Genomic DNA, 17,480 nt, shown 5'->3' with positions numbered 1-17,480 from the left:
ACGGCGAGGCCGGCCCGCGAAATCACCGCCTCGGCGCTGGTGGCCCTACTACATCTCGTAGTTCTCATTGGCCTACGATCGGGCGGTGGCGAGACGAGTGCTGATGCGGTTGGTGGACCTGCTCCCCGACCCCAGCCTGCGCGTCCAGCGGATCATCGCCGCCGCCGTGATCCTGTCTCAGGGCGGTATCGCGGTCACCGGTTCGATCGTGCGGGTCACCGCGTCGGGGCTGGGTTGCCCCACCTGGCCGCAGTGTTTTCCGGGCAGTTTCGTCCCGGTCGCGGTCGCCGAGGTGCCGTGGGTGCACCAGACCGTCGAGTTCGGCAATCGGCTCTTCAGCCTCGCGGTGGTCGTCACCGCCGCGCTCGCGGTGCTGGCGGTGTACCGGGCCCGACGACGCACCGAGGTGCGGGCCTACGCATGGCTGATGCCGGTATCCACGGTGGTGCAGGCCGTGATCGGCGGCATCACCGTGCGCACCGGGCTGCTGTGGTGGACGGTGGCCATCCATCTGCTGGTGTCGATGACGATGGTGTGGCTGTCGGTGCTGCTCTACGTCAAGATCGGCGAGCCGGATGACGGCGTCGTGCGCGCGCGGGTGGCCGGGCCGCTGCGCCTGCTCACGGCGCTGACCGGGGTGAACCTGGCGGTGGTGTTGGTCACCGGCACGCTGGTGACCGCGGCCGGGCCGCACGCGGGAGACCGCAGCCCCAGCAGGACGGTGCCGCGACTGAAAGTCGAGATCACCACGCTGGTGCACATGCATTCGTCGCTGCTGGTCGCCTATCTCGCGCTGTTGGTCGGGCTGGGCTTCGGGCTGCTGGCGGTCGGCGCGGCGCGGCCGATCCTGCTGCGGCTGGGTGTGCTGCTCGGGCTCGTGTGCCTACAGGCGGCCGTCGGCACCACGCAGTACTTCACCGGCGTCCCGGCTGCCCTGGTCGCCATCCACGTCGCCGGTGCCGCGGCGTGCACCGCCGCGACCGCGGCGTTATGGGCCTCGATGCGAGAACGGGCCGAGCCCGAGCCGCTCGCAGGCTGATTCCACGGCCAGGGCGAACCCGCGCTGGGCCTGTTCACGTGCGGCGGCGTTCAACTGCCGCCAACCCAGCGACGGCGCGACCACGTCGAGTCCGGCCACCCGCGCGTCGCAAATGTCGACGCGCGCGTAGAGCAGTTCGCCGGCGCGGATTCCAGCGCATCGGGCCGCCGCGGCGATCGCCGCGTAACCGAGGTCCCAGCTCTCGAACTCCGGCTCGACCGGCCAGGCGTGGGACCGCTGCCCTCCGAAGAAGATCAACACCGACTGTGCCGTCGCGCCCGACAGCGTTGGCACACCGGCCTTCTCGATGTCATGCAGGTATCGCCGCTCCAGATTCCAGGCGACCGCCGCAGGCGGATTCAACAGGTTCCTGACCCGGCGGGTCCAGGCGAGGAACTCGTCGCGCCGGCCGGCGTCCGCGGTTTCGCGCAGGATCACCAGGTCGGCGCCAACGGTCTCCGGGTCGTCCCACCGCAGCCAGCGAGCGTGCAGGCCCCGCGTTCGGAGCGCGGACACCAGGCCGGCGTCGTCGGGGTCCCGGCGGCATCCGGCCAGCACGATGCGGGGGTGGAAGACGTCCGGGCGGGCAAGCTTCATGCCCGGGCATGATATCCACATGCACGCAATCGAAGTCAGTGAAACTGGCGGCCCCGAGGTCCTTCGTTACGTCGACACATCACAACCCTCGCCGGGTCCCGGCGAGCTGCTGATCCAGGCTGAGGCGATCGGCGTCAACTTCATTGACACCTATTTCCGATCCGGGCAATACCCGCGCGAGGTGCCGTTCGTCCTGGGCTCCGAGGTGTGCGGCCCCGTCGCGGCAGTCGGCGATGCAACCGAAGACTTCCGGGTCGGCGACCGGGTGGTGTCCGCGGCCGCGTCCGGCGCATATGCTGAATTCTCCACTGCGCCAGCACATTTGACTGCCAAGGTGCCCGACGGCGTCAGCTCCGAGATCGCGGCCTCGGTGCTGTTGAAGGGCCTGACAGCGCATTACCTGCTGAAGTCGGTGTATCCGGTGCAGGCCGGCGACGCGGTGCTGGTGCACGCCGGGGCCGGCGGCGTCGGGCTGATCCTGACCCAATGGGCACACCTACTCGGCGCCCGGGTCATCACCACCGTCTCCACGCCCCAGAAGGCCGAGATGTCCAGGAAGGCCGGCGCCGACGAGGTGCTGTCCTACCCTGACGACGCCGCTGAGTTCGGCCGGCGGATTCGTGACCTCACCGGAGGTCTCGGCGTGGCCGCGGTGTACGACGGCGTCGGGGCGACCACGTTCGACGCCAGCCTGGCCAGCCTGGCCGTGCGCGGAACCCTGGCGCTGTTCGGCGCTTCGAGCGGGCCGGTGCCGCCGGTGGATCCGCAGCGGCTCAACGCCGCGGGTTCGGTGTTCCTGACCCGCCCGACGCTGGCGCACTTCATGCGCACCGGCCAGGAGTTCAACTGGCGCGCCGAGGAATTGTTCGAGGCGGTGGCAGGCGGTTCCATCAACATCGAAGTCGGCGGCCGCTATCCGCTGGCCGAAGCGACCCGCGCCCATCAGGACCTGCAGGGCCGCAAGACCACCGGCTCGATTGTGCTACTGCCGTAAGCGAATTCACGCCTTAGGGCAGAAGATTCCGAGGATCTGCTGGCAGTTGTCTTTGTTGATCAGACCCGGCGGCGGCGGTGGAGGTGGCGGCGGCGGATTCTCGCCGTCCCAAATGTTTTGGGCCACATTGCCTTGCCCGAAGTAAACGTAATAGTAGGTGTGGCAAATGTTGTTGTCCCAAACAACCGGGTTGGTGACGTGATTGCCGGTGGGCGGCAACGGTTGCCCGGGGCACCAGTGGCATGGCCCGGACGGGTGGTCGTTCGGGCAGCCGGGCCAGGCATCCAGCGGCACCGGCGCGGGTTGAGCGCCGGCGATGGCCCCGGTCAGGCCGAAATCGGCGAGCACCAGACCGCCCGACAGCAGCGCCGCGGCGATCACCTTCTTGACGATGCGCATGCCTTCCATGGGCCCATGTCCTTTTCTGCAGGCTTTGCTGCTGAGAGTCAGTATCGAACTGCGCCCTTTGGGCTGCATAGGTTTTAGCTATGCAAATCGGGTCGCGCGCCCATTACATGCGCGATGACCGGCTACCGATCCCAAAAAAGGGCGGTGCCGAAGTGACGAACGGGATTTACGCTGTGCAGCTCAGAGCAGCGTGGGCAAGGCGATCACCGAGTCGACCGCCAGCGCGCAGAACACCACCGCGAGGTAGTTGTTCGATTGCAGGAACAGCCGCAGCGGCTTGACCGGCTCACCGGCGCGGACCCCCGCGTACAACTGGTGGGCCATCGCCAGGAACCACACCCCGGCCACCACCGCGACCGCCGTGTACAGCCAGCCGGTGGCCAGTGCCAGCACCATCGTCGCCAACACGGTCAGCCAGGTATAGATCAGGATCTGCTTGGTGACCTGACGCTCCGTGGCCACCGCGGGCAGCATCGGAACGCCGGCCGCTTTGTAGTCGTCCTTGTACCGCATCGCGAGCGCCCAGGTGTGCGGGGGCGTCCAGAAGAAGATGATCGCGAACATCGCCAGCGCCGGCCAGCCGATGGTGCCGGTGACCGCCGACCAGCCGATCATCACCGGCATGCAGCCGGCCGCACCGCCCCACACGACGTTTTGCGACGTGCGGCGCTTGAGCAGCAGGGTGTAGACGAACACGTAGAACGCGATGGTGGCGAGCGCCAGCAGTCCCGAGAGCAGGTTCGTCGTCCACCACAGCCAGCAGAACGAACTCACCGTCAGCACCAGCCCCAGGGCCAAGGCGTTTCGCGTCGGCACCGCGGCACGGGCCAGTGGCCGGCGCGCGGTCCGCTTCATCATCTTGTCGATGTCGGCGTCGGCCACGCAGTTGAGCGTGTTGGCTCCGCCGGCCGCCAGCATCCCGCCGATCAGCGTGTTGAGGATCAGGACCGGGTCCACGTGGCCACGGTGGGCCAGCAGCATCGCCGGTATCGCGGTGACCAGTAGCAGCTCGATGACGCGCGGCTTCGTCAGCGCCACATAAGCCAGCACCGTGCCGCGTATTCGGCTCGACGCTCGGGTTGGCCCTAGGCGCCCGCGAACGCTCACGCAATAACTCCTTGGGGTCGCAGCGGGGCGCAGGATCTACTACGCACGATGGTAGACCGCGTTGTCACCGCGGCCAGACTCGAGGGTCTATTCACACAGAATTTCCCGCCGACGGCACTGATCGCAAGTTCGGCGACGCCTGCGCGTCATGTCCACGGCGGCACCCATGATTACCCACAAACCCGCACTGCAAACGCTGCCACTCCCGCACTAGGGTGAGGATTGATCCGCGCTCTGTTTACGGCCACCCAAGGACTGACGCCTGTGACCACTCTTGAAGAGATCTCCACGCTGACCCGACCGCAGCATCCGGACGACTGGGCCGAGATCGACTCGGCCGCCGTCGACACGGTGCGGGTGCTGGCCGCCGACGCGGTCCAGAAGGTCGGCAATGGCCACCCCGGAACCGCGATGAGCCTGGCCCCGCTGGCCTACACGCTGTTCCAGCGCGCCATGACCCACGACCCCAGCGATCCGCACTGGTTGGGTCGGGACAGGTTCGTCCTATCGGCCGGGCACAGCAGCCTCACCCTGTACCTGCAGCTCTACCTCGGCGGGTTCGGCCTCGAACTGTCCGACATCGAGGCGCTGCGCACCTGGGGCTCGAAGACCCCGGGCCACCCGGAGTTTCGGCACACCAAGGGTGTCGAGATCACCACCGGTCCGCTCGGTCAGGGCCTGGCGTCCTCGGTCGGGATGGCGATGGCGGCGCGCTACGAGCGCGGTCTGTTCGACCCGGACGCCGCGCCGGGTGAAAGCCCGTTCGACCACTACATCTACGTGATCGCGTCAGACGGCGACATCGAAGAGGGCGTCACCTCCGAGGCCTCCTCGCTGGCGGCCGTGCAGCAGCTCGGCAATCTGATCGTGTTCTACGACCGCAATCAGATCTCGATCGAGGACGACACCGACATCGCGTTGTGCGAGGACACCGCGGCCCGCTACCGCGCCTACGGCTGGCACGTGCAGGAAGTCGAGGGCGGGGAGAACGTCGTCGGTATCGAGGAGGCCATCGCCAACGCCAAGGCCGTCATCGACAAGCCGTCGTTCATCTCGCTGCGCACCATCATCGGCTACCCGGCGCCGAACTTGATGAACACCGGTAAGGCGCACGGCGCGGCGCTGGGCGACGAGGAGATCGCGGAGGTCAAGAAGATTCTCGGGTTCGACCCCGACAAGACCTTCGAGGTGCGCGACGAGGTCATCGCCCACACCCGCAAGCTGGTGGACCGCGGCAACGAGGCCCACGAGAAGTGGCAAGCGGAGTTCGACGCCTGGGCGCAGCGGGAACCCGAGCGCAAGGCGTTGCTGGACCGGCTGACCGCCCAGCAGCTGCCCGACGGCTGGGACGCCGACATTCCTTATTGGGAGCCCGGATCCAAGGCGCTGGCCACCCGCGCGGCGTCCGGCAAGGTGCTCTCCGCGCTGGGACCGAAGCTGCCCGAACTGTGGGGCGGTTCGGCCGACCTGGCGGGCAGCAACAACACCACCATGGATGGCGTGAAATCCTTTGGCCCACCGTCGATCACGACGAAGGACTACACAGCCGACTGGTACGGTCGCACCCTGCACTTCGGCATTCGCGAACACGCGATGGGGTCGATCCTGTCCGGCATCGTGCTGCACGGCCCGACCCGCGCCTACGGCGGCACCTTCCTGCAGTTCTCGGACTACATGCGCCCCGCGGTGCGGCTGGCGTCGCTGATGGACATCGACACCATCTACGTGTGGACGCACGACTCCATCGGTTTGGGCGAGGACGGTCCGACTCACCAACCCATCGAGCACCTGGCAGCGCTGCGGGCCATCCCGAAGCTGTCGGTGGTGCGTCCGGCCGACGCCAACGAAACGGCGTACGCGTGGCGCACGATCTTGGCGCGCGGCAACGGAAGCGGACCGGTCGGCCTGATCCTGACCCGCCAGGGCGTGCCGGTCCTCGAGGGCACCAACATCGAGGGCGTCGCCCGCGGTGGCTACGTGCTGAGTAACGAGGGCTCTGAAGCTGGTGACGAACCCGACGTCGTTCTGATCGCTACCGGCTCCGAGGTTCAGCTTGCGGTCGACGCCGCAAAGCTGTTGGCGGACAAGGACATCCTCGCTCGGGTGGTGTCGATGCCCTGTGTCGAATGGTTCGAGTCCCAGCCGGCCGAGTACCGCGACAGCGTGCTGCCGCCGTCGGTCTCGGCGCGGGTAGCCGTCGAGGCAGGGATCGCGCAACCGTGGCACAAGCTCGTCGGCGACACCGGGAAGATCGTTTCGATCGAGCACTACGGCGAATCCGCCGACGCCAAGACATTGTTCCGTGAGTTCGGCTTCACCGCGGAGGCCGTCGCTGCCGCCGCGGAAGAAGTAGTCGACAACTGAGAAAGGCTGATTCAGATGACCCAGAACCCCAACCTCGCGGCGCTGGCCGCCGCGGGCGTATCCGTGTGGCTTGACGACTTGTCGCGGGACCGGCTGCAGTCCGGCAACCTGCAGGAGCTGATTGACACCAAGAGTGTGGTCGGCGTGACCACCAACCCGTCCATCTTCCAGAAGGCGTTTGCCGACGGCGACACCTACGACTCGCAGATCGCCGAGCTGGCCGAGCGGGGTGCGGACGTGGATGCCACCATCCGCACCATCACCACCGACGACGTGCGCACCGCGTGCGATGTGCTGCGGCCGCAGTGGGAGGCCTCTGACGGCGTGGACGGGCGAGTGTCCATCGAGGTGGACCCGCGACTGGCCGCCGAAACCGACAAGACCACCGCGCAGGCCATCGAGCTGTGGAAGATCGTCGACCGACCGAACCTACTGATCAAGATCCCGGCCACCAAAGCGGGCATCCCGGCCATCACTGCCGTTCTCGCCGAAGGGATTTCGGTCAACGTCACGCTGATCTTCTCCGTCGAGCGGCACCGCGAGGTGATGGACGCCTACCTGGCCGGCCTGGAGAAGGCCCGCGAGGCCGGACACGACCTGTCCAAGATCCACTCGGTGGCGTCGTTCTTCGTCTCCCGGGTGGACACCGAAATCGACAAACGACTGGAAGCGATCGGCACCGAGGACGCACTCGGCTTGCGCGGCCAGGCCGGTGTGGCCAACGCCCGGCTGGCCTACGCGGCCTACCAGGAGGTGTTCGACGACGGCGAGCGCTTCGCGGCGCTGAAGGCCGCCGGCGCCCGCGTGCAGCGGCCGCTGTGGGCGTCGACCGGTGTCAAGAATCCCGACTACTCCGACACGCTGTACGTCACCGAGCTGGTCGCGCCCTTCACGGTGAACACCATGCCGGAGAAGACGATTGACGCCGTCGCCGACCACGGCGTGGTCAGCGGCAACACCATCACGGGCACTGCCGACGCGGCTCAGGGCGTGTTCGACAAGCTCTCCGAGGTCGGCATCGACGTGACCGACGTGTTCGTGGTCTTGGAGAACGAAGGCGTGGAGAAGTTCGTCGAATCTTGGACCGAGTTGCTCGACGAGACACAGAAGCAGCTGAGCACCACTACCAAATGACGCCGAGCGCGGACAACGCGCAATGGCGTAACCCATTGCGGGACAAAGACGATAAGCGGCTGCCCAGGATCGCCGAGCCATGCGCCATGGTGCTGTTCGGGGTCACCGGCGACCTGGCGCACAAAAAGGTGGTGCCCGCGGTCTACGACCTGGCCAACCGCGGGTTGCTGCCACCGACCTTTTCGCTGGTCGGCTTCGGCCGCCGCGACTGGGATCATGACGCCTTCGCCCAGGTCATCCACGACGACGTCAAGCAGTACTGCCGCACCCCCTTTCGGCAGGCCATTTGGGAGCGGTTGGCCGAGGGACTGCGGTTCGTGTCGGGCGCCTTCGACGACGACCAGGCCTTCGTGCGGCTCGCCGAGACACTCGACAAGCTCGACGTCGAGCGCGGGATCGGCGGCAATCACGCGTTCTACCTGGCGATCCCGCCGAAGTCCTTCCCAGTGGTGTGCGAACAACTGCACTCCTCCGGGCTGGCCCGCCCGCAGGAGGACCGCTGGAGCCGGGTCGTCATCGAGAAGCCGTTCGGCCACGACCTGAAGAGCGCCTGCGATCTCAACCACGTAGTGAACTCGGTGTTTCCGGAGGAGTCGGTGTTCCGCATCGACCACTATCTCGGCAAGGAGACGGTTCAGAACATCTTGGCGCTGCGCTTCGCCAATCAACTCTGGGACCCGATCTGGAACGCGCACTACGTCGACCACGTGCAGATCACGATGGCCGAGGACATCGGGCTGGGCGGACGTGCCGGTTACTACGACGGTATCGGCGCGGCCCGCGACGTCATCCAGAACCACCTGATGCAGCTGTTGGCGCTGACCGCGATGGAAGAGCCGGTCAGCTTCAATGCCCAGGCGTTGCAGGCCGAGAAGATCAAGGTCCTCTCCGCCACCCAACTCGCGCAGCCGATCGACGAGACCACCAGCCGCGGCCAATATGCGGCCGGCTGGCAGGGCGGCCAGCAGGTGGTGGGACTGCTCGACGAGGACGGCTTCTCGAAGGACTCCACCACCGAAACCTTCGCGGCTATCACGCTCGAGGTGGACACCCGCCGCTGGGCCGGAGTGCCCTTCTACCTGCGCACCGGAAAACGATTGGGCCGCAGGGTCACCGAGATCGCCCTGGTCTTCAAGCGGGCTCCGCATCTGCCGTTCGACGCCACCATGACCGACGAGCTCGGCGCCAACGCGCTGGTGATCCGGGTGCAGCCCGACGAGGGCATCACGCTGCGGTTCGGTTCCAAGGTCCCGGGCTCGATGGAAGTCCGCGACGTCAACATGGACTTTTCCTACGGCTCGGCGTTTGCCGAAGACTCCCCCGAGGCCTATGAGCGGCTGATCCTGGACGTGCTGCTCGGTGAGCCGTCGCTGTTCCCGGTGAACGAGGAGGTCGAATTGGCTTGGCAGATACTCGATCCCGTCCTCGACCATTGGGCATCGGACGGGAAGCCCGACCCATACGAGTCGGGCACCTGGGGTCCGGCCTCGGCGGATGAGATGTTGCGCCGCACCGGGCGCGAATGGCGGCGGCCGTGATCGTCGATCTGCTGGACACCACCACCACCGCGGTCAACAAGAAGCTCGATGCCCTGCGCGAAGAGGCCGGCGTGGTCATGATGGGCCGGGTCGGGACGCTGATCATCAAGTCGGACAACGACACTCTGCTCGAAGAGGCCATCGTGGCGGCCAACGCCGCCAGCCACGAGCATCCCAGCCGGGTCCTGGTCGTGGCGGCCGGTGACACCGACGGCCAGGATGCGCGCCTGGACGCTCAGGTTCGAGTCGGCGGCGATGCCGGCGCCGGCGAGGTCGTGGTGCTGCGGCTGTCCGGCCCGTTGTCCGGTCACGCGGCCAGCGTGGTGATTCCCTTCCTGCTTCCCGATATCCCGGTCGTGGTGTGGTGGCCCGATATCGCCCCCGCGGTTCCCGCCCAAGACCCGTTGGGCAAGTTGGCGATTCGGCGCATCACCGATGCGACCAACACCGACGACCCGCTGTCGGCGATCAAGAGCCGGCTTCCCGGATATACCGCCGGGGACACGGATCTGGCCTGGGCGCGGATCACCTACTGGCGGGCGTTGCTCACCTCCGCGGTCGACCAGAAACCGCACGAGAAGATCGAATCCGCGCTGGTTTCCGGCCTGCGCACCGAACCCTCGCTCGACGTCCTGGCGGGCTGGCTGGCCAGCCGGATCGACGGGCCGGTTCGGCGCGAGGTCGGGGAGCTCAAAGTCGAGCTGGTGCGCAAGAGCGAAACCATCACCCTGAGCAGGCCGCAGGAGGGAACGACGGCCACCCTGAGCCGGACCGGCCGACCGGATGCGCTAGTTCCGTTGGCGCGCAGGGAAACCCGTGAATGCTTGGCCGAAGATATGCGTCGCTTGGACCCCGACGAGGTCTACTTCAGCGCGCTCGAAGGAATCGATAAGGTGCAATACGCGTGAGCACAACCGTTGAAGTTTTCCCGGACGGCGACCAGCTGGTCGAGGCGGCGGGCCGCCGGCTCGTCGAGACCATCCACGCCGCCGTCGCGGCGCGCGGACGCGCCCTGATCGTGCTGACCGGCGGCGGTAACGGCATCGGGCTGTTGAAATATCTGCGCGCTCACGCCGACCAGATCGACTGGCCGAAGGTGCATCTCTTCTGGGGTGACGAACGCTATGTCCCTTTAGCCGACAGCGAGCGCAACGAGAAGCAGGCCCGGGAGGCCCTGCTCGATCACATCGACATCCCGTCGAGCAACGTGCACCCGATGGCCGCCAGCGACGGGGAATTCGGCAGCGATCTCGCCGCCGCGGCGCTGGCCTACGAACAATTGCTGGCCGCCAACGCCGAACCCGGCGAGCAGGTACCGAACTTCGACGTCCATCTGCTGGGCATGGGACCCGAGGGCCACATCAACTCGCTGTTCCCCGACACTGCGGCGGTGCGGGAAACCACCCACATGGTGGTGTCCGTCGACGACTCCCCCAAGCCCCCGCCGCAGCGGATCACCTTGACGATCCCGGCGATCCGGCGTTCCCGCGAGGTGTGGCTGATGGTGTCGGGAGCCGCCAAGGGCGACGCTGCCGCCGCCGCCATCGGCGGCGCCAAGCCGGTGGATATTCCGGCCGCCGGAGCCATCGGCCTCGAGACGACGCTCTGGCTGCTCGACGAGGACGCCGCGGCCAAGCTGCCCGCCCGGTCCTAGGACCCCGCCCGCTGCGCCTTTGCGTCGGCATAGCCGGCCGCGTACTGCGCCAGTCGCCGCGTCACCTGGCAGCCGCAGCCTTGGGTCAGGCCGGCACGCCGGCCACCGTCACAGTGTTGTTTTTGCACATCCAATTCGATGTTCAGAGGTTTTCCCCGGTTCCGTCCCGGTCATAATTACCGACATGGCAGACAGATCGGTGCGCAACGGGCCTGAGCGAAACCGGATCAAGACGCTCACTCAGGCTGCTCTGAACGCCGACAAGACGGTCGAGCAGGTCGAGGACGTCCTCGACAACCTCGGCAGAACCATGAATGAGCTGAGCAGCTCCCTAACCCGGTTGAATGGCACGGTCGAGCGCCTGGACGGCGGCCTGGACCACCTCGAAGGAACGATGGAAAGCCTGGACGAACTCGCCAAGCGCCTGATCTCGCTGGTCGAGCCGGTGGAGGCGATCGTCAGACGCATCGACTACATCGTGAGCGTCGGCGAGACGGTGATGTCGCCGCTGGCGGTGACCGAGCACGCGGTACGCGGTGTGGTTGACCGGCTGCGCAACCGGCCGGCGCGGTAGGCCGTCCCTGGTCGACTACGGCTCCCGGTCGACCGAGTCGAACACGTCCAGGGCGTGCTGAAACGGCGCCGGGGCCGAGCGCTGTCAGGTCAGCCAGGCGCGACCGTGGTGTCGCGGCGCCCGAATTCAGTTGCTGTTAACCGATACTTCGCAGCGGGCTCGCCGAGCGCTACATCTTGGTCCGCCGGGCCATCGCGAAGCTGTAGAAACCGTAAGTGATGATGCCCAGACCGGCGGCGACCAGCAGAATCCGTCCGTACGGTTGAGCGCCCAGCGTCTTGAGCGCCGCATCCAGCCCGGTGGCCTTCTCCGGCTGCGAGAACAATGCGGCGGCGACGACCAGCACGCCCGCGCCGGCGATCACCACCCCTTTGGCGATGTAGCCGACGATGCCCAGACGCCGGACCATGTTGCCGGACTTGCCTTTCAGATCGTCGACGAAGTTGCGGCTGGCGCCCTTGTAGACGTGGTAGCCACCCACCGCGATGACGATCACGCCGCAGACCACCAGAGCAATCGTGCCGGCCATGCTCTGCATCAGCCGCGCGCTGATCGTCGAATTCTGCTGGCCGGCCGACTTGCCGGCCCCGCGCGCGAAACCGAGGGCCGAATACGCCAACGCGACATAGACGACCGCGAGCGAGAATGCTTTGGCCCGGTCCAGTGCGCTCGACGACGTACCGTCCTGCTGGTCGCTGGATCGGCCGAGCGCGGTCTCGACGAGCCGCCACAGACCCAGCACCAGCAGAGCCGCGGCGGCGAACCACAGCGCGACAGGCCCACCCGGCTTGCCTGCCAGGGTGGCCAACGCGCCCGTTTGATCGGCGGTACCGGCCTCGCCGAACGCGATTCGGATGGCGAGGTATCCGACGACCAGGTGCAGCAGTCCGCTCACCACGAAGCCGCCGCGTGCGAGCCGCTCAAAGAGCTCGTTCTGGGCGAAGCGGGCCGGGGTCATCGCCGACGTGTGGTCGGACGGCATCGATGCGGACATGGGACCTCCTCCCCTGCCCTATGCCCGTTAGCCGCTGTTCCGTAACGCGCTGGCCAACCCGTTCATCGTCAGCAGGATTCCGCGCTGCACCAATTCCTCGTCGTCACCGGAGCGGTAGCGCCGAAGCAACTCCACCTGCAGGTGATTAAGCGGCTCCAGATACGGGAAGCGGTTGAACACCGAACGAGCCAGCGCCGCGTTGTCGGCCAGCAGGTCGTCCTGACCTGTGATCAGCTTGTGCATCGCGATCGTCCGCTGATGCTCGTCGGCGATCTTGCCGAACACCCTGCGCCGCAACGATTCATCGGCCACCAATTCGGCGTATCGCGCAGCCAGCCCCAGGTCGCTCTTGGCCAGCACCTGCGCCATGTTGGACAACACGCTGCGGAAGAACGGCCATCGTTGATACAGATCGTGCAGGACTTCGACTCGCTCGCTTTCGCTTTCGGGCCCCGCGGCGATCCACTGCGCGAATGCCGATCCGGTGCCGTACCAGCCGGGCAGCATCACCCGCGACTGGCTCCAAGCCAGCACCCACGGAATGGCGCGCAGGTCCGCGATCGACTCGGTGGGCTTGCGCGATGTCGGACGGCTGCCGATGTTCAACGACCCGATCTCACTGACCGGCGTGGAGGCCTTGAAGTACTCGACGAAACCCGGTGTCTCGTGCACTAATTCGGAATACGCCTCGCGGGCCAGCGTCGCGATCTCGTCGAGCACGGCGTAGGCCGGCTCGGCCTCGTCGCCGAGGCCCTCCACGTCCAGCAGCGTCGACTCCAGGGTGGCCGCCACCAGGCTCTCCAGATTCCGTTGCGCCAACAGCGGTTCGGCGTACTTGGCCGCGATCACCTCACCCTGCTCGGTCAGGCGCAGCGAACCGTTCACCGCCCCGGGCGGCTGGGCCAGGATGGCCTGATAACTGGGGCCACCGCCGCGGCCGACGGTGCCGCCGCGGCCATGAAAGAGCCGCAACCGGATTCCGGTCTTGCGGGCCACCTCGGCCAGCGCCAGCTCGGCCCGATACACCGCCCAATTCGCGGTCAGATAACCGCCGTCCTTGTTCGAGTCGGAGTAGCCAAGCATCACCTCCTGGCTGTCCCCGCGGGCGGCCACCAACGACCGGTAGATCGGCAGCTCCAGCATCGCGTGCAGTATCGCCGCGCCGTTGTGCAGATCGTCGATCGTCTCGAATAGCGGGGAAATGCCTACCGGGCAATAGGGTTCGGGCCCGGAAACATCGAGCAGTCCCGTTTCCTTCAGCAGCAGCGCGGTCTCCAGCACATCCGAGACGGACTGACACATCGAGATGACGTAGTTGGGCACCGCCGCCGGCCCGTACCGCTGGACGGCGAACGCGGCGGCCTCGACCACGCCCAATTCCTGGTGTGCCCGCTCGGACAACTCGGCGCGGTCGCTGAGCAGCGGACGCCTCGTGGTCAGTTCATCCGCCAGCAGCTCGACTCGCTCATCTTCGGGCAGCGAACGGTAGTCCGGATGTACCCCGGCCCAGGCCAGCAGCTCGGCGACCACTTCCTCGTGCACGTCGGAGTTTTGCCGCATGTCCAGCCCGCACAGATGAAACCCGAAGACGTGCACGCCTTCTCGCAACAGACCCAGCCGATCCTCGGCCAGCAGCGCGCTGCCGTGCGTGCGCAGCGAATCGTCGATGATGTCGAGGTCGGCCCTCAGTTCGTCCGGCGTGGCGTACGGTTCCAGCCCCAGGTCGAGCAGTTGCTGCGGTTCGTCATCCAGGATTTGGGTGGCCGTCGCGCTGAGCCGGCCACGGATCACCCGCACCGCCCGCCGATACGGCTCGTCGGCCCTGGCCTGCTCCGGGCAGCTCTGCTCCAGCGCCGTCAATTCCGTTGTGACACTGATCAATCGCGCCGACATCGAGAGTTCCTGCTCGAGGTGGGTGAGCTCGGCCAGGTAATGGGCCAGCGCGGTGAACGCGGCGCTGGCGGTGGCCCGCCGCACCACCGCGGCAGTGACGTTCGGGTTCCCGTCGCGGTCACCGCCGATCCACGAGCCCGGCTGCAGGATGGGCGCCGATAGCAGCTCGGCGCCGGGCCAGCGGGCGCGCAGCGCGTCGCGAACCCCGGAATTGACCTGCGGGATCACCTCGAACAGTGCGGCCTGGTAATACCGCAAGCCGACCTCGATCTCGTCGGTGATCTGCAGCCGGGACAGCCGGATCAACGCGGTCTGCCAGAGGGTGAGCACCTGGCGGCGCAGCTCACGCTCGATGCTGCGGCCATCGCTGGTCTCCCGGCGTCCTTCGGCGTGCAGTCGCATCAGCTCGGTGATCCGGTGCTGGGCAACGAAGACGGTCCGCCGGCGAGTCTCGGTGGGGTGGGCGGTGATGACCGGCGACACGAGTGCACCCTTGAGCGCCTCGGCCACGGTGGCCGAATCCAGTTCTGCGGAATCCAGTTTCGCGTAGGTGGCGGCCAGGCTGCTGTCTTGCGGCGGTTCGCCGGCGTCGACGTGGATATGACGCCGGCGCTCGCGGTGGATGTCTTCGGCGACGTTGGCCAGCAGCGCGAAGTGGCTGAACGCCCGGATGATCGGGATCGCCAAGTGGATGTCGATGCCGTCGAACATGTGCGAGATCTCGGCCCGGTCGATCTCGGAGCGGCGCACCCGGAAGGATTCCACCCGGGCGCGTTCGACCAGCTCGAATACCTCGTCGCCGCTCTGCTCGCGCACCGTGTCACCGAGGATGGTGCCGAGCATCCTGATGTCGGCGCGCATCGGCTCGGTTGCGTCGCGGCCGACGCGGGTCCGCTGCACAGCACCAATCGGCGCCAGCGCGGACTCGGGAACGGCCTCGGCGACGGGCTCAGAAACCATGCGATCCAGTATCGGTGCCCACGGCGTTACCCGCTTGCCGAGCGATGTCGGGTCAGCGGTACTTGATCTGCAGTGCCATCCCGATGATGCACACCAGCCAAATACCGACCACGAACACCGTCAGCCGGTCCAGGTTCTTCTCCACCACCGTGGATCCGGACAGGCTGGACTGCACACCACCGCCGAACAGCGTGGACAGGCCACCACCCTTGGCGCGGTGCAGCAGCACCAGCAGCACGACCAGGATGCTGGTGACCACCAGGGTGATCTGTAGGGCCAAAACCATGACGGACAGCTTACCGGGCGCGAGGAACCCGTCACTCGAGGCCGACCCGATGACCCGGATGGGCCAAGGTCTTGCCACTCTAGTCGTCGGCGCCGAGCCGGACGAGGGGCAGGAACACCGCGTCCACGATCTCCTCGATGGCTTTGTCGGTCAGGGGCGCCAACGTGACCAACACGTCGTGGCGAAGCAGGTCGGTGGGCAGCTGTGCAACCCGGCCATTGACCTGGCCGGGCCGAATCTCCCCGCGGGCGATGGCGCGCGCGACCAGCTTGTTCATGGTGGCGCCGCGCTCACCCTCAAGCACGTTGCGCAGCTCGGCGATGTTGGTGCCGGTGTCGCGGTAGAAACCACCGAGCCGGGTCATCACGGTGATGGCCAGATGGCCGCGTTGGCTATTGACCTGCCGCAGCAGGTTGATCACGTCGCCGCGCAGACTGCCGGTGTCCGGCACCGTGAGTGGATCCTTCTTGGCTGCCGCAATCAACGCGGCGTGTACCAGTTCCGGCTTTCCCGGCCAGCGGCGGTACAGCACCGCGCGACTGGTGCGAGCCCGAGCGGCGACGCCATCGATGGTGAAGTCGTCATAGCCGCGTTCATTCAGTTCGTCCCAGGCCGCGTCCAGCAGCGCGTTCTCCAGCGCGGCACCGCGGCGGCGCTGCGGAGCGGCGTGAGAGATAAGAGGCATTGCGTTCCCTAAGGCTGATCGCTACCGTCATTTGGATACGCAATGAATCCTATCGCCGGGGCAAGGCCTTCTGATGCGCATTCTCATCTCCGGTGCCGGTGTCGCGGGCCTAAGCACCGCGATCAACCTCGGCGTCGACGGCCATGACGTCACCGTTGTCGAGCGCGCGGACCACTTGGGCGGCAGCGCCCCGCCGATCGACATTCGTGGGGACTCGATCGATGTCGCCGACAAGATGGGCCTGCTCGGGCAGATCCGCGAGCGCAGGATCGACATGACCGAGCGGGTGCAATTCGTCGACCGCGACGGCACGGTGGTGGCGGAACTGCCGGCGGACGAGATCAACGACAGCCCCGATGACGTCGAGATCGCCCGTGACGACCTCATCAATCTCCTGCGCGACCGGTTGGGGTCGTCGACGGAATTGCGTTTCCGCGAATCCGTCGGCGCGCTCGACGCCGGTGAATCCGGCGTCGACGTCCGGTTCACCTCGGGGGCGACCGACCGCTATGACCTCGTCGTTGGGGCGGACGGAATGCATTCGGCCGTGCGGCGGCTCACGTTCGGGCCGCAGCGGCGGTTCCTGCACCACCTCGGCTTCTATACCGCGATGGCGACGCTCCCCGGCCATCATCCGAGTGACCGGGTAAACCCGATGTACAACTTCCCGGGACACATCGTCGGGATCATGTCCTACAACGCAAAAGCATTGGCGTTCTTCATGTTCCGCTCATCGTGGATCGACTACGACTACCACGACGTCGCGGCAGGCAAGCGCATCCTGGCCGACGCGTTCGCCGGCCACGACGAGTGGCGAGTTCCTGAATTGGTCGACGCCGCCGTCGGGGACCCCGAGCTCTACTTCGACTCCGAGAGTCAGATCAAGATGCCGGATTGGCACAACGGTCGCGTCGTTCTGGTGGGCGATGCCGCGCACTGCGCCTCGACCCTCTCCGGGCGCGGCACCAGCCTGGCCCTGACCGGCGCCTGGTTCCTCGCACAAGCACTGCGCGACCATCCCCGTGACCTCGTCCGGGCGTGGCAGCAATACGAACGCGATCAGCGGCCGCACGTCATCCGCTGCCAGGCGACGGCCGCTCCGGGTGGCGACCTCCTGGCCCCCGCCACGGCGGACGAGATCGACGCGCGCAACCGGGCTTTGAGCGGCGAGGGGCGCAGATAAGAGGCATTGCGTTTCCTAATGACGATCGCTATCGTTTTTTTGGATACACGATGTCTCCTATCTCCGAGGG

The 17,480-nt window shown here is 66.9% G+C and carries 16 protein-coding genes; 9 read left to right on the top strand and 7 right to left on the bottom strand.

The window, feature by feature from the left end; all coding sequences use genetic code 11:
• Positions 1-67 precede the first annotated feature (67 nt).
• On the top strand, positions 68-1,039 hold the full coding sequence (locus ACAG21_RS20895) for a heme A synthase (protein WP_370498168.1): 972 nt from the start codon (positions 68-70) through the stop codon (positions 1,037-1,039).
• Here ACAG21_RS20895 and ACAG21_RS20890 read toward each other — a convergent pair.
• The gene (locus ACAG21_RS20890) at positions 989-1,636 is read right to left on the bottom strand and encodes a hypothetical protein (RefSeq protein ID WP_370498167.1); all 648 of its coding nucleotides are present in this window, start codon (positions 1,634-1,636) and stop codon (positions 989-991) included. The genes ACAG21_RS20895 and ACAG21_RS20890 overlap by 51 nt on opposite strands.
• 19 nt (positions 1,637-1,655) lie before the next feature.
• Between ACAG21_RS20890 and ACAG21_RS20885 the strand changes: the two genes are divergently transcribed.
• The gene (locus ACAG21_RS20885) at positions 1,656-2,630 is read left to right on the top strand and encodes a quinone oxidoreductase (protein WP_370498166.1); all 975 of its coding nucleotides are present in this window, start codon (positions 1,656-1,658) and stop codon (positions 2,628-2,630) included.
• 6 nt (positions 2,631-2,636) lie between these two features.
• Here ACAG21_RS20885 and ACAG21_RS20880 read toward each other — a convergent pair whose 3' ends face one another.
• Positions 2,637-3,038 carry a hypothetical protein gene (locus ACAG21_RS20880; RefSeq protein ID WP_370498164.1) on the bottom strand — a complete coding sequence of 134 codons (402 nt, stop codon included), beginning with the start codon at positions 3,036-3,038 and terminating at the stop codon, positions 2,637-2,639.
• A gap of 180 nt (positions 3,039-3,218) precedes the next feature.
• Positions 3,219-4,145 (bottom strand): heme o synthase, encoded by a 927-nt coding sequence (locus ACAG21_RS20875; RefSeq protein WP_370498163.1) that lies wholly within the window; start codon positions 4,143-4,145, stop codon positions 3,219-3,221.
• A 264-nt stretch (positions 4,146-4,409) separates the two neighbouring features.
• On the opposite strand from ACAG21_RS20875, the gene tkt reads away from it, so the two are divergent.
• From tkt to ACAG21_RS20845, 6 genes are all read left to right on the top strand, one after another.
• On the top strand, positions 4,410-6,509 hold the full coding sequence (gene tkt / locus ACAG21_RS20870; RefSeq protein ID WP_370498162.1) for a transketolase: 2,100 nt from the start codon (positions 4,410-4,412) through the stop codon (positions 6,507-6,509).
• 15 nt (positions 6,510-6,524) lie between these two features.
• Complete coding sequence (gene tal, locus ACAG21_RS20865; protein WP_370498161.1) at positions 6,525-7,643, top strand: transaldolase; 1,119 nt, start codon at positions 6,525-6,527, stop codon at positions 7,641-7,643.
• Positions 7,640-9,181, top strand: a complete 1,542-nt coding sequence (gene zwf, locus ACAG21_RS20860) for a glucose-6-phosphate dehydrogenase (protein WP_370498160.1) — start codon at positions 7,640-7,642, stop codon at positions 9,179-9,181. Before tal ends, zwf begins: the two co-directional genes overlap by 4 nt.
• A complete protein-coding gene (opcA, locus tag ACAG21_RS20855; protein WP_370498239.1) occupies positions 9,178-10,089 on the top strand; it encodes a glucose-6-phosphate dehydrogenase assembly protein OpcA in 912 nt (303 codons plus the stop codon). Before zwf ends, opcA begins: the two co-directional genes overlap by 4 nt.
• Complete coding sequence (gene pgl, locus ACAG21_RS20850; RefSeq protein WP_370498159.1) at positions 10,086-10,835, top strand: 6-phosphogluconolactonase; 750 nt, start codon at positions 10,086-10,088, stop codon at positions 10,833-10,835. Before opcA ends, pgl begins: the two co-directional genes overlap by 4 nt.
• A 175-nt stretch (positions 10,836-11,010) precedes the next feature.
• Positions 11,011-11,409: an ATPase gene (locus ACAG21_RS20845; RefSeq protein WP_370498238.1), complete on the top strand. Its 399-nt coding sequence runs from the start codon at positions 11,011-11,013 to the stop codon at positions 11,407-11,409.
• Between the two features lie 169 nt (positions 11,410-11,578).
• Here ACAG21_RS20845 and ACAG21_RS20840 read toward each other — a convergent pair whose 3' ends face one another.
• From ACAG21_RS20840 to ACAG21_RS20825, 4 genes are all read right to left on the bottom strand, one after another.
• Positions 11,579-12,403, bottom strand: a complete 825-nt coding sequence (locus ACAG21_RS20840) for a DUF1206 domain-containing protein (RefSeq protein ID WP_370498158.1) — start codon at positions 12,401-12,403, stop codon at positions 11,579-11,581.
• A 27-nt stretch (positions 12,404-12,430) separates the two neighbouring features.
• A complete protein-coding gene (ppc, locus tag ACAG21_RS20835; protein WP_370498157.1) occupies positions 12,431-15,256 on the bottom strand; it encodes a phosphoenolpyruvate carboxylase in 2,826 nt (941 codons plus the stop codon).
• A gap of 52 nt (positions 15,257-15,308) precedes the next feature.
• The gene (gene secG, locus ACAG21_RS20830) at positions 15,309-15,542 is read right to left on the bottom strand and encodes a preprotein translocase subunit SecG (protein ID WP_036468630.1); all 234 of its coding nucleotides are present in this window, start codon (positions 15,540-15,542) and stop codon (positions 15,309-15,311) included.
• A gap of 79 nt (positions 15,543-15,621) precedes the next feature.
• Positions 15,622-16,227, bottom strand: a complete 606-nt coding sequence (locus ACAG21_RS20825) for a TetR/AcrR family transcriptional regulator (protein WP_370498156.1) — start codon at positions 16,225-16,227, stop codon at positions 15,622-15,624.
• A gap of 73 nt (positions 16,228-16,300) precedes the next feature.
• On the opposite strand from ACAG21_RS20825, the gene ACAG21_RS20820 reads away from it, so the two are divergent.
• Positions 16,301-17,410, top strand: a complete 1,110-nt coding sequence (locus ACAG21_RS20820; protein WP_370498154.1) for an FAD-dependent monooxygenase — start codon at positions 16,301-16,303, stop codon at positions 17,408-17,410.
• Positions 17,411-17,480 lie beyond the last annotated feature (70 nt).

Origin of the sequence: Mycobacterium sp. pR1184, assembly GCF_041287235.1 — a bacterium.
Lineage (GTDB): Bacteria > Actinomycetota > Actinomycetes > Mycobacteriales > Mycobacteriaceae > Mycobacterium.
This window is presented reverse-complemented; position numbering and strand designations above follow the sequence as displayed.